The sequence below is a fragment of the Spirosoma arboris genome, from assembly GCF_009754945.1.
Lineage (GTDB): Bacteria > Bacteroidota > Bacteroidia > Cytophagales > Spirosomataceae > Spirosoma > Spirosoma arboris.
Map to the genome: position 1 here is coordinate 116,216 of NZ_WPIN01000007.1, position 13,281 is coordinate 129,496.

Consider the following 13,281-nt stretch of genomic DNA (forward strand, 5'->3'; position numbering starts at 1 on the left):
CGAGTTACTTATATGAAACTAATACGAATCATTATTCCTCTACTGGCGCTCACGGCCCTGTTTGTATTTTTCGGAGTACTGCCGCGTATCAAGAATACGCAGGAGTTAAAAGCGGCTTCTGAAGAGGAAAAGACCCGCGAACCTATTGTGAATGCCGTTACGTTGAAACACTCGTCAGATACGACGGGTTTGACGCTCCCCGGCCAAATTCAGCCGTATCGGCAAACGCCTTTATACGCCCGTACGCAGGGGTTTCTGCGCAGGTGGTACACGGATATCGGTGCGCAGGTAAAACAAGGCCAATTGCTGGCCACAATTGATGTGCCTGAACTGGACCAGGATATCGTTCGTGCTAAAGCGGATCAGCAACTGGCACAAACCAATCTTGATCGCTTGCAAAGTGTACAATTACCGGGTGCAGTAGCAAAACAGGATATTGATACCCGGCAATCGGGAGTTGCAGTTGCTCAGGCTAATCTGGGCCGATTACAGGCGCTGAAAGATTTGCAGCAAATTCGGGCTCCTTTTAGTGGAGTGATTACCAGTCGGACGGCTGAAAATGGCGTAATTGTGTCGCCGGGAGCCGGGCAACCTCTATTTACCCTTTCTGAGTTGGGTACATTGCGGGTATTTGTCGATGTACCACAGACGTACTACCGGTTTATAAAGATTGGTATGCCGGCTACAGTTATTGTACCTGAGCTTAAGAATCAGAAGTTTATGGGTAAAGTAGTTCGGACCTCAGGCGCGCTACGGAATGATTCGCGGACATTATTGGCCGAAGTGGTGATTCCGAATCCTAAACAGGCACTGCCATCGGGTTTATATAGTCAGGTTAAATTTGATATGATTTCGGCCAAAGCACCGGTATTAATTCCGGCGAATGCCTTACAGATAACCTCCGAAGGAGCAAGAGTTGTGGTTGTTGACCCCGACCAACGTGTGCGGTTTGTTTCAATTACATTAGGTCGCGATTATGGTACAACCCTCGAAGCGACCAATGGACTGACCGGACAGGAAACCGTAATAACTAATCCGAACGACCGACTTCGTGAGGGTCAGAAAGTTCGATTCCGGAAAGGGAGTATTGCCGAAAAAACCGTAGCCCAACGATGAGAAAAAGTATAGTTTGTAGTTTGTGGTTTGTAGTTTATAGTTGCGTAACACTGGCCCAAACAGCCCCTATCAGCCCGCCGAGCGGTGCTGTGACCATTCAACCAGGGAATGGGTCAACGAATACACCGGGTACTATTCAGCCACAGTCGCCTGCGGCAACTGGTACGAATGCCCAAATAACTAACGGAACGTCGATTTCAAACTCTGCCGATCTGGCTCCAACGCTAACTGTTAGCGGCTTCCGTCGATTTGGCGACCCCATGCTTGAATCACTGATTCAGTTGGGTTTAGACAATAGTCCTAACCTCCGGGCAGCTCTTAGCCGATTGGAAGAAGCTCGTATCCGGGTGCGGGTGGCGCAGTCGTTCCTATCACCTTCATTACGGAGCTCTGCCCTTATTACAACGCAGAGTCTGTCTCAGCGCCGGCCGCTAGCGCTAACCACGGCAGCACCAGATGAAACTCCTCGATTTCAGTTAAGTACGTTTCAGTTGTTGCCAATCGATGCCAGCTATGAACTGGATTTGTTCAAACGAATTCGGAACAGCATTGTCGTTGCTGATTTGCAGGCCCAGGCCAGTGTAGCTGACTATCAGTCATTTCGCCTGACGCTGGCATCCGATATTGCCCGGACGTATTTGCTCATTCGGGGTAATGATGCCGAACAGGCCGTTTTTCGTCGGAATATTCAATCCCGAGATACAACCTTGTCTATTCTTCGCGAACGTTTTCGCGTTGGGTTAATTAACCAAATTGATGTGCAACGGGCCGAAACTGATTATGCGGGTTTGCAGGTAACACTCAAAGGACTTGAGCGTGCTCGCGTCGAATTGGTAAATGGCTTGGCACAACTTTGTGCACAGGACCCTAACCAGTTTTCGGTTCCCAATGGCGCCTTGCCAACGACCGTTCCAAGCTATCCTTATGCCAGCGTTTCGCCAGAGCAGTTGCAGAATCGCCCAGATCTGGTTCAATTTATTCGGCAAAACCAGATTTCGGCTGCCCAGGTTACGGTTCAACAGAATAGTACTATGCCGAGAGTAAATCTAATTGGCTCAGCAGGATTACTATCTGGTCGGATTGGTCCATGGTTCACGGCCAGCAGTGCAACTTACATTGTGGGGGTTAATGCCTCGGTACCACTTTATGAAGGCCATCGCGCTCGGCAGAATATTGCTCTTTCGAAGCAGTTGGTACAAACCAATCAGCAAGTTTATCAGCAGTCACTACAGGTAGCTCAGCGAGATGCCGAAACGGCACTGGATAACCTTACATTGCTGCGCCAACAGATTGATCTGCAAGGGCAAACATTGACGCTCGCTCGCCGGACAGAACAATATAACCGCGAACTTTATGTTCGGGGACTAGCTACATATCTGGAAGTTCTTGATGCGCAACGGACTATTCTTTTAACTGAACAACAGTTAGTTCAACTCCGGAGCCAGGAGTCTCAATACGCAGTTCTTCTATTACGGTCTGTTGGTGGGGATTGGTAGAGTAAGTCATTTAGTAGGCCAACTTCTTTAAAAGCGAACATCAAAAAAGCAGTACCTATAAGATGGGTACTGCTTTTTTGATGTTCGACGATACACTTGAAACTAGGCCAGCTTTTTATATTTAATCCGCGTTGGCGTAGCATCTGAGCCTAAGCGTTTACGTCGGTTTTCTTCGTATTCTGAAAAGTTTCCTTCAAACCAGTAAACTTGAGAATCACCTTCAAAAGCCAGAATATGGGTGGCAATACGATCTAGGAACCAGCGATCGTGGCTAATGACAACGGCGCAACCAGCAAAGTTTTCTAAACCTTCTTCAAGCGCCCGTAACGTATTCACATCCAAATCATTGGTTGGCTCATCCAGCAGTAGCAGGTTGGCCCCTTCTTTGAGTGTCATAGCCAGATGAACCCGGTTACGCTCACCACCTGATAGCGTTCCGATTTTCTTTTCCTGGTCAGCCCCGCCAAAATTAAATCGGCTTACATAGGCACGAGCATTCGACTGCTTCCCTCCCATTATAATCCAATCGTTGCCCCCAGAAATCGTTTCATAGACTGTTTTGTTGGGATCTAACCCATCATGTTCCTGATCGACGTAAGCCACTTTTACCGTTTCGCCCACGTCGAACGTGCCCGAATTGGGTTTATCCCGGCCTGTAATAAGTTTAAAGAGCGTTGTTTTCCCAGCACCATTAGGGCCAATGATTCCCACGATACCACCTTGTGGCAACCTGAATCCCAAATGTTCGAAAAGAAGTCGATCGCCGAAGGCTTTGGATACATCTTCAGCTTCAATGACTTTAGCACCTAATCGTGGCCCTGCTGGAATGAAAATTTCCAGCTTTTCATCCCGTTGCTTGGCGTCCTCATTTAATAGCCGTTCATAAGCTCCCAAACGAGCTTTCGACTTAGCCTGACGCGCTTTAGGCGCCATTTTCACCCATTCCAACTCGCGCTGAAGGGTTTTCTGCCGCTTCGATTCCGTCTTTTCTTCTTTAGCCAGTCGATTTTGCTTCTGCTCTAGCCACGAGGAATAATTGCCTTTCCAGGGAATACCTTCGCCCCGGTCAAGTTCAAGAATCCAGCCTGCTACATTATCCAGAAAGTAGCGATCGTGCGTTACAGCAATAACTGTTCCCGAATACTGCCGGAGGTGTTCTTCCAGCCATAGTACAGATTCAGCATCCAGGTGGTTCGTTGGCTCGTCAAGCAACAATACATCAGGTTGTTGAAGCAATAGGCGGCATAGAGCGACCCGGCGTTTTTCGCCCCCAGATAGCGTATCAATCAGCGCATCGGATGGTGGGCAACGTAACGCATCCATCGCTCGTTCGAGTTTCTGATCAAGCTCCCAGGCGTTGTAATGATCAAGTTTTTCCTGAACCTCACCTTGCCGATTAATAAGTTTATCGAAGTCAGCGTCGGGATCGCCAAAAGCTTCATTAATCTCGTCAAACTCTTTCAACAGATTTACGACTTCCTGTACCCCTTCTTCAACTACCTCACGTACTGTTTTGCCAGCCTCAAACTTTGGTTCCTGCTCAAGCATCCCAACCGAATAGCCTGGAGAAAACACGACTTCTCCGGTATAATTTTTGTCTATTCCTGCAATGATGCGTAATAAGGTTGATTTACCGGAACCATTCAGTCCCAAAACACCGATTTTTGCACCATAAAAAAAGGAAAGGTAGATGTTCTTTAGGATTTGTCGGTTAGGCGGAATATTTTTACTCACGCCTGCCATAGAGAAAATTATGGTTTCCTGACTCATTAATTTCTGATAGATTTGTGGTTGGCAATTACCCTCAAATTTAACCCACAGCGCAGCCTTAACCAAGCACAGTAATGGAAAACGCTTCACTGGTAGATGAATACGGTTACGTCAAAGACGGAAAGGTATTTTTGAAAGGCTACCTGAACTACGAAGACCGCCAGATAGGCGAAGTCAAACGCACCGAGCAGGAAGCGCTCGATTATTTTAAAAATCGCTTCATCATCGCGGAGAACAAAGTCAGTCAGTTAGAAAAAGACATCGACGAAGCTCAGAACAAAGGTTCGTATCTGACAAAACTGGTTCAACTCCGCAAGAAACTACTCGGTTTCGATGCATTAGGAGACTTCCCTCCTCTGCTCGATCGGCTGGACGAACAAGAGAAGTTGCTGGCCGATTTAATTACGGTCAATCAACGAAAGAATTACGACATCAAGCGGGCATTGATTGCCGAAGCCGAAGCCATTGTCGACAGTACAGACTGGCGTACAACAGCTGACGCTTTACAGGAAATCAAGACCAAATGGATCAAGACCGGACCGGTAGATAAGTCGGTTGAGGTGGAAGTGGAGGGTCGGTTTCAGGAACTGCTAGACGGCTTTTTTCAGCGTCGACGTGAGTTCTTTAATGAGCAGAATAAAGTCATTCAGGAGCGCCTTGATAAGTATGATGAGCTTATTCGGTTAGCATTTAGGGCAAACCGATTAGGTGATTTAGACGCGGCTTTTCAGGAAGTTCGGCGACTTAACAATGCCTGGAAAGCAGTTGGTGAGGTTCCGATCAAGAAAAGTGGTAAACTGTATAAGCAGTTTAAGAAAGCAACAACGATGTTCTACACGAAATACAACGACGTGAAGGGCATTGTTATGGTTCCCAAGATTGATCCGCGTATTGAGGCTCAAATGAAAATGGCCGATGAAGTGGAGAAGCTCTCCAAACAATCCGACATTTTTGCTGCTGCTGAGCGAGCTAAAGTGCTACTCAATGCCTGGAAAGAGATTCGGGTGCCGTTTAAGCTACAGGATAAAGTCGTTAACGAGCGTTTCCGGGCAGCCTGCGACAAAATTTTTGAGCTAAGTTATCTTGGCCGTGTCCTGACTCGCAAATACCCCGCTTTTGAGCTTAAAAGCCAGTCGGAGCAGATTCGGACGAAAATTCGGGAGATGGAATACCTCGTTAAGCGTGAGAAAAACGACTTGCAATTTGCCTTACAGGATGCAGATGGTCTCGATCCATACAAGGACGAAGACAAGCAAATTCTGAATAAGATCAATACTCAGAAACGGAAAATCGCGATGAAAGAAACGATTTTACGTGAGTTGCAAAAACAACTGGAAACAGCTGGGTATTAGTTTGTCATGCTGACGTCAGCATGACAAACTAACGAAACGTGCCTCGGTTTATAATCGGGGCACGTTTCGCATTTTAGGATTGTTGTTAGGATATGGAAACGACCCTGATTAATTCTGATACTATTATCTCTGACACAGACTTCCGGGCAGCTATTATTCCTGGCAAATTCGTGCGTCTTGAGTATTTGACCGACCTGAGTGAATTTATCAAAGCCGACGTAATAATCAAGCAACTTCTTCATGAAAATGGTGCAGAATGGCTTGAATTAGCCACGGGAGAAATTATACCTCTTGATCGTGTCGTGAGTGTTTCGGGCAAATTATCGCCGAAATATCCTGGTTACGGCAACTACTCCTGTGATTGTTAAGGCTTAGCTACCCCAAATAGCAAAAGCAAACCCCCATTGATTTCGAAATCAATGGGGGTTTGTTTTACTAAGCTCTACAAAATTTTACTCAATCGTCTCAAATCCACAATACGGCACCAACACCTTTGGAATTCGAATACCTTCTGGCGTTTGGTTATTCTCTAGAATAGAGGCCAGAATACGTGGTAGCGCTAAGGCCGAGCCATTTAGGGTGTGCATCAGTTGCATCTTCCCTTCTAACTTCGAGCGGAGTTTGAGTCGGTTGGCCTGATAGGTTTCGAAGTTTGAAACCGAGCTAACTTCCAGCCAACGCTGCTGAGCGGCAGACCAGACTTCCATATCGTAAGTAAGTGCCGATGTAAAACCCATATCGCCCCCACAAAGCCGTAAGACACGATAAGGCAGCTCTAGTTTTTGAAGTAAGCTCTGCACATGCAAACTCATTTCCTCCAGAGCGGCATACGAATTTTCAGGCTTTTCAATCCGAACAATTTCAACTTTGTCAAATTGGTGTAATCGGTTCAACCCTCGTACGTGCGCACCCCAAGAGCCTGCTTCACGACGGAAACAAGGTGTATAACCGACGTTTTTAACAGGCAACTGGCTTTCAGGAAGAATAATATCGCGGTAGATATTCGTGATGGGAACCTCTGCTGTTGGAATCAGGTATAATTTATCTTCCGTAACGTAGTACATCTGCCCTTCTTTGTCTGGCAATTGTCCCGTTCCAAAACCCGAATCCTCATTCACCACAATCGGCGGCTGAACTTCCATATACCCAGCTTTCAGCGCTTCATCCAGGAAGAAATTAATCATAGCCCGTTGAATTCGAGCGCCTTTGCCCTTATAAACTGGAAAACCTGCTCCCGAAATCTTAACGCCTAACTCGAAGTCGATAATATCATACTTCTTGATCAGCTCCCAGTGTGGTTGCGCTTTTTCATGAAGTGTTGGCTTCTCTCCGTGTTCCAGCACAACTTCATTATCCTCAGGCGTGCGCCCTTTGGGAACGCTGCTGTGGGGAATGTTGGGAATGGTTACGAGTACTGCCTGCAAATCAGACTCAATTTGCCGAAGGGCATCAGCAAGATCTTTTGAACGCGCTTTTAAGTCTGCGGTTTCGGCTTTTGCCGCTTCGGCAGCTGCTTTATCGCCAGCTTTCATCAACGCACCAATTTGGCCCGCCTTAGCATTGGATTGAGCCAATACATCATCAAGTTCACGTTGGGTATCGCGTCGTTTTTGGTCGAGTGTGAGTACCTGATCAATGGCGCTCTCGGCATTAGCGAAATTCCGTTTGCGAAGGCCTGCTAACGTCGTTTCTTTATTTTCGCGGATAAATGGAAGCTGGAGCATTATCGTATTTGAAGCTTGGCCCTTCTTGTAAAAAAGCCAATAAGGTTAGTCAATAGTTAGTCGCCAATTACTCGTTAGCAAAAAGGCCATCATTTAGTGCGTTCAAGGCTTCTGCTTTATAACGACCATGAACGAGCAACGACAGGTTACTTTCTGTACCGCCATACGAAATCATCCGAATAGGAATATTCTTCATAGCGTTGAAAACTCGAATCGCAACACCTTCGTTATCAGCGCTAAAATTACCAACGATACAAATAATCGTCTGGTCAAAATCAGGCTCTTCAAGTGTGCAGAACGTATTCAGCTCGTCTGTGATTTCCTGAATGCGCTCTGTGTTGTCAATAGTAACCGATACCGAAACTTCGGACGTGGTTATCATATCAACGGGCGTTTTATACTTCTCGAAAATCTCAAAAATCCGACGCAGAAAACCATAGGCGTTCAGCATACGGGTCGAGTGAATGTATAAAGCGGTTATACCATCTTTGGCCGCAATGGCTTTGAACACCTGATCACTAGTCCGGTCGGCAATGAGGGTACCAGGTGCACTAGGGTCCATCGTGTTTTTCAAACGTACCGGTACGCCAAACATTCGCGCAGGAGTAATCGTGGACGGATGTAAAATTTTCGCACCGAAATAAGCCAATTCAGCCGCTTCATCGAACGTCAACTCCCGAACAGGGAATGTATTTTTCACAATGCGCGGGTCGTTGTTGTGCATCCCGTCGATATCAGTCCAAATCTGAATTTCCTCAGCGCGCATGGCGCCACCAATCAGAGAAGCGGTATAATCTGAACCACCCCGTTTGAGGTTATCGACCTCGCCACGCGGATTCCGGCAGATAAATCCTTGGGTGACGATAATTTGCTTATCGGCATGCAAGGGTAGTATTTCTGCTAGTTTCTGCTCGGTAAAGTGAATTTCTGGCTCGTTGTCGGCGTCTATCCGCATAAATTCCAGCGCAGGTAACAAGGTTGATGCTACCCCTTCTTCAGTTAGAAATGCCTGAAAAATCTGTGTACTGAGCAGTTCTCCTTCGGCTACTAACTCCTTCTCCTGCTTGAGCGTGAACGGCTTAATGCCTACCAGCGAACGGATAAATGAAAATTCGTTATCGATGATCTTTTGCCCAGCAGCTTTACCATCGGTCGTTTTATACAACTCATCGACAAAGTTGTCATAGTGCGCTTTAAGGACATCAATCTTAGCATTTGCATCGGCATCATTAGTTGCCTTAAGTGATTCTCCGATGGCTAGAAGTGCGTTGGTAGAACCAGACAAAGCCGACAAGACGACAATTTTACGAGTGTCGTCTTCAGTAATCAGATTTCGAATCGACTGCATACGCTCAGGTTTCCCAACCGACGTACCGCCAAATTTCCAGACGTGCATTTTTTTAAGCGAAAGAGTGAATGAGTGAAAGAGCGAATAAGTTGGGAGCTATGTGGCGCTCTTTCACTCATTCACTCTTTCGCTCTTTAAAATTTACTATAAACTTGTTGTTGTAATCCGAGCATTTTGATAGCTGTTATAGCAGCTTCGTCGCCTTTATTACCATGCTTTCCGCCCGCCCGGTCTAGAGCCTGTTGCTGATCGTTGGGGGTTAGCACACCAAAAATGACGGGTTTATTTGTTTTCAGACTAACGTTCGTCAGACCTTGTGCCACAGCGTGATTTATGTAATCGTTGTGTTTGGTTTCGCCCTGAATCACGCAACCAAGTGCGATTACAGCATCAATGTCATCGCGTTGGGCGAACCATTGTGCTCCCAAACTTAACTCGTAGCTGCCCGGTACGTTGCCCCGAATAACGTTTTCGGGTTTGGCCCCGTACTGAAGCAAAATTTGATAAGCACCTTCGAATAGCGCTTCGGTAACCTCCGTGTTCCATTCTGAAACCAGAATAGCAAACCGTCGTTGGCTAATATCGGGGAGTTCGTCTGTTGAAAAGACGCTTAGATTTTTTAAGTCAGATGCCATGTCTGAACCGGGATTTTCAGGATTTAAATGATTTTCTTGATTTTGTCAGTTGCCAGAATATTTATCTCTTATTAGCGAAATGATGCTAGTCAATAAAATCATAAAAATCCCGGTTCAGACAACAAAAAAGGACAAAACCTATGTCGGCTTTGTCCTTTGCGGTATTGATTAGTCAAGTACGCTTACGACTCACCGACGGTTGCCTCAAGTACGGATTTGTACTTCTTAGCACTACCAGCTTCAGTGGATTCAGCGTATTTCTCAATAATTTCGTTGTACGTCTCAATGGCCTTGTCATTCTGCTTAGCTTGCTCGTAAGCAATAGCTAGCTTCATAAGGTAGCCGGGCGTGAAGTATTTGTTCGACTTATAGTCAGCAGCCTTTCTGTAATAATCAGCAGCTTCATCAAAGCTTTTCTTCTCCATATAGGCATCACCTGTAAGCGCATAAGCGCGCGCCTGCACCAGCAGGTCCGAAGAACTGAAACTTTTTAAATGCTCAATGGCATCATCGTATTTGCCTTCTTTCAGCAAACCAACGCCCGCATAGAATTCAGCCAGATTACCACCTTTCGTCGAACCATAGTTATCAGCTACTGATAGCAAACCAGGAGTTTTACCGTCGCCGTTCAAGGCTTTTTTCAGTGAGTCGGCTTCGAGCTGATAAACTGACGGGAACATTTCGACCTGCGCCGTTTCATCCTGGCTACCGATATACAAACGGTATCCAAAGAACCCAGCAACCAGCAGTACAATACCACCGAGAATACCTAGTACAATATTCTTATTTTGCTGGAAGTAATCGCCAACATCCTCTAACTTTCCTTCTAATGCGTCTGGATCTTCCAGAAAATCCAGGCCGCTATTCTTTTTGCTCATGCTTTTGCAATTTGGACTGCAAAATTAGGAATATTTACAATTGCGGAAAAGCGTAAGTCTCAAAAGTTTACGAATTCTGTGGTTCTTATTGTGATATATCGCGTACAGCCATAATTTCTGACGCCCGAACCTCCCGAATTTGGTGAGCTAGCAGGGTCTCAATAGCTACAGCCTCGCCTGTTAATGTCACAAATTCGACTTCAAATGCTTTTCCTCCATTATACACAGTTAAAATCGTGCCAACATCACCCGCTTTTAACTGCCCATCAGCAACATCTTCTTGCAATACAACTAAATCGAACTCATTCATATCTACATAAATACCATTGAAAACTATCTTTTAAGTAGACAAACGATATATCCTACCCCTTATTTCATAATAATAAATTAACTTTGCCCCGCTAATCTTATTAAGGGGTGCCCCAATACAACGGGCTGAGATTATACCCATTGAACCTGCGCGGGTAATGCTGCGAAGGGAAATGAATTCACAGTTAATGGCTGTGAGTATGTCCAAACAATCATCTCTAACCAAAGGTAGGTTTGGCCCCTTGCCTATCGTCACGCTTTTTCGTCATGAAAAAACCGACGACCTACTTTATCCTGATGGCTTTATGCTGGCTGTCAATCTCGCCCAGCTGGGCTCAATTATCAATTACTGGCACAGTCAGCGATGACGATGGTAGTACGTTACCTGGGGTAGCCATTGTACTTGATGGAACCTACAAAGGCACATTCACCAATGCTACGGGCAATTTTCAGCTTACAAACGTAAAGCCAGGCAATTTGTCTCTACGGATTTCGCTATTGGGTTACGAACCACAAATTCAATCTGTCAATTTGACCCAGAACACTACGCTTTCAATCAAATTAGTCAAAACCGCAGTGGCAGTCGATGAAGTTGTTGTTAGTGCTACGCGCGCCAATCAGAAATCAGCTATTGCGTATACTGACGTAACACGCCGGGATTTAGATAAATTAAATCTGGGACAAGATGTGCCTCAATTACTGAATTTTACCCCTTCAATTGTCACAACGTCGGATGCAGGAGCAGGTGTTGGTTATACGGGTATTCGTATTCGCGGTTCCGACGCGACGCGGGTAAACGTAACGCTGAACGGAATTCCTTACAATGATGCCGAATCGCAGGGGACGTATTTTGTGGATATGCCTGACTTTGCTTCCTCAGTGAGTAGCATTCAGATTCAACGTGGAATTGGCACCTCAACCAATGGGGCGGGCGCTTTTGGCGCATCTGTCAATATCCAGACAAACAAACTCGAAACGAAACCCTATGCCGAAGTGAATCTTTCGGGCGGTTCATTCGGAACGCGAAAAGCAAACGTACTAGCGGGCACAGGCTTGATTAACAACCATTTTGTACTGGATGCCCGATTGTCAAGCATTCACTCTGACGGGTTTATTGATCGTGCCTTTTCAAACCTGAAATCGTTTTATCTGTCAGGAGGCTATTATACGGATAAGAGTTTCGTGCGTTTGAATGTCTTTTCGGGTCAGGAGCAAACGTATCAGGCCTGGAATGGTGTTCCAGAAGACATTCTGAAGACCAATCGCAGGTATAATTCATTTACGTATGACAACCAGACCGACAATTACCAACAGGATAATTATCAGCTCATTAGCTCATTTGGATTGAGCAAGAACTGGCGTTTGAATGCGTCTCTGTTCTACACAAAAGGGAAAGGTTATTATGAGGAATTAAAGCCCAACGATGCATTCAGCAAGTATAATTTACCTGATGTAGTTATTAGCGATTCACTCATCAAGAGCACAGATATTATCCGGCGGAAATGGTTAGACAATGACTTTTTCGGCACTGTTTTTTCTCTCGACTATAACAGTTTGGGTAAACTAACGGCCAACTTCGGTGGTGGTTGGAATCAATATCAGGGTGCCCACTTTGGCGAAATTATCTGGGCTCGAGTAGCCGGGAACACCAACATTCGGGATCATTACTATGACGACAACGCGATAAAAACAGACTTTAATCTGTATGCGAAGGCCTTTTACCAATTCAGCAATCCGCTAAACGGTTTCCTCGATTTGCAGGTGCGAACAGTTGGCTACTCGTTTCTAGGCTTTAACAGTAAGCTCCAGAACGTCCAGCAGAATGCCAACTTGACATTCTTCAATCCGAAAGCGGGTCTGACCTATACGATCAACGACCATAGTACCGCTTATGCCTCGGTAGGCGTTGGCCATCGGGAACCCAATCGCGACGATTACACGCAATCGACACCCGAGAGCCGCCCTAAGGCTGAACAACTGATCGATTATGAAGCGGGTTATAAGATTCAGTCAGAAAAACTGGCGTTCACGGTCAATGGATACTACATGAGCTATCAAAATCAGCTAGTTCTTTCTGGGCAGCTAAACGATGTTGGAGCGTATAATCGGGTGAATATTCCGGTAAGCTACCGGGCAGGGTTGGAATTTGAAGTAGGTGCTCGGTTAGCCAAACAACTCCGTTGGAATGTAAACGCCACGTTTAGTCGAAATAAAGTGAAGAACTTCACGGAGTACCTAGACAATTATGACACTGGAAATCAGGAAAGCCGTCAATATAGCCAGACGGATATTTCGTTTTCGCCCAATGTCATTGCCGGTTCACAATTGTTATTCACGCCCGCTAAAGGGTTGGAACTGGGTCTACTCTCCAAATATGTTGGCAAGCAGTATCTGGACAATACATCGAACGATAGTCGGAAGTTGAACTCCTATTTCACAAATGATATCCGCCTGATTTATAGTATCAAACCGAAGTTCGCACAGGAAATTGCCTTTACGCTATTATTCAACAACATACTGAATGAGCTCTATGAATCGAATGGCTACACCTACGCCTACATTTCAGAAGGGAAAGTGGCAGCCGATAATGCGTATTACCCACAAGCCGGGCGGAATTTTCTGGCGGGGGTGAGAGTGCGTTTCTAAACCGGGA

Annotated in this window: 11 protein-coding genes; 5 read left to right on the forward strand and 6 right to left on the reverse strand. The window is 45.8% G+C overall.

The window, feature by feature from the left end:
- Positions 1-12 precede the first annotated feature (12 nt).
- Positions 13-1,116 carry an efflux RND transporter periplasmic adaptor subunit gene (locus GO755_RS19445; protein ID WP_157586969.1) on the forward strand — a complete coding sequence of 368 codons (1,104 nt, stop codon included), beginning with the start codon at positions 13-15 and terminating at the stop codon, positions 1,114-1,116.
- Positions 1,113-2,612 carry an efflux transporter outer membrane subunit gene (locus GO755_RS19450; RefSeq protein ID WP_157586970.1) on the forward strand — a complete coding sequence of 500 codons (1,500 nt, stop codon included), beginning with the start codon at positions 1,113-1,115 and terminating at the stop codon, positions 2,610-2,612. Before GO755_RS19445 ends, GO755_RS19450 begins: the two co-directional genes overlap by 4 nt.
- A gap of 102 nt (positions 2,613-2,714) precedes the next feature.
- Here GO755_RS19450 and ettA read toward each other — a convergent pair whose 3' ends face one another.
- Positions 2,715-4,382 carry an energy-dependent translational throttle protein EttA gene (gene ettA, locus GO755_RS19455; RefSeq protein ID WP_157586971.1) on the reverse strand — a complete coding sequence of 556 codons (1,668 nt, stop codon included), beginning with the start codon at positions 4,380-4,382 and terminating at the stop codon, positions 2,715-2,717.
- 74 nt (positions 4,383-4,456) lie between these two features.
- Here ettA and GO755_RS19460 point away from each other — a divergent pair, with 74 nt between their 5' ends.
- Together GO755_RS19460 and GO755_RS19465 are read left to right on the forward strand one after the other, a co-directional pair.
- Entirely contained in the window at positions 4,457-5,734 is a 1,278-nt protein-coding gene (locus tag GO755_RS19460; RefSeq protein WP_157586972.1) for a DUF349 domain-containing protein, read from the forward strand.
- Between the two features lie 92 nt (positions 5,735-5,826).
- Positions 5,827-6,102, forward strand: a complete 276-nt coding sequence (locus GO755_RS19465) for a hypothetical protein (RefSeq protein ID WP_157586973.1) — start codon at positions 5,827-5,829, stop codon at positions 6,100-6,102.
- Positions 6,103-6,186: 84 nt separating this feature from the next.
- Here GO755_RS19465 and serS read toward each other — a convergent pair whose 3' ends face one another.
- The 5 genes from serS to GO755_RS19490 form a co-directional block, all read right to left on the reverse strand.
- On the reverse strand, positions 6,187-7,458 hold the full coding sequence (gene serS / locus GO755_RS19470; RefSeq protein WP_157586974.1) for a serine--tRNA ligase: 1,272 nt from the start codon (positions 7,456-7,458) through the stop codon (positions 6,187-6,189).
- Positions 7,459-7,525: 67 nt separating this feature from the next.
- Entirely contained in the window at positions 7,526-8,854 is a 1,329-nt protein-coding gene (locus tag GO755_RS19475; protein ID WP_157586975.1) for an aspartate kinase, read from the reverse strand.
- Positions 8,855-8,940: 86 nt separating this feature from the next.
- Complete coding sequence (gene ribH, locus GO755_RS19480; protein WP_157586976.1) at positions 8,941-9,441, reverse strand: 6,7-dimethyl-8-ribityllumazine synthase; 501 nt, start codon at positions 9,439-9,441, stop codon at positions 8,941-8,943.
- 182 nt (positions 9,442-9,623) lie between these two features.
- The gene (locus tag GO755_RS19485; protein ID WP_157586977.1) at positions 9,624-10,319 is read right to left on the reverse strand and encodes a tetratricopeptide repeat protein; all 696 of its coding nucleotides are present in this window, start codon (positions 10,317-10,319) and stop codon (positions 9,624-9,626) included.
- 85 nt (positions 10,320-10,404) lie between these two features.
- Positions 10,405-10,629 (reverse strand): DUF4926 domain-containing protein, encoded by a 225-nt coding sequence (locus tag GO755_RS19490; RefSeq protein ID WP_157586978.1) that lies wholly within the window; start codon positions 10,627-10,629, stop codon positions 10,405-10,407.
- Between the two features lie 266 nt (positions 10,630-10,895).
- Here GO755_RS19490 and GO755_RS19495 point away from each other — a divergent pair, with 266 nt between their 5' ends.
- Positions 10,896-13,274, forward strand: a complete 2,379-nt coding sequence (locus GO755_RS19495) for a TonB-dependent receptor (RefSeq protein ID WP_157586979.1) — start codon at positions 10,896-10,898, stop codon at positions 13,272-13,274.
- Positions 13,275-13,281 lie beyond the last annotated feature (7 nt).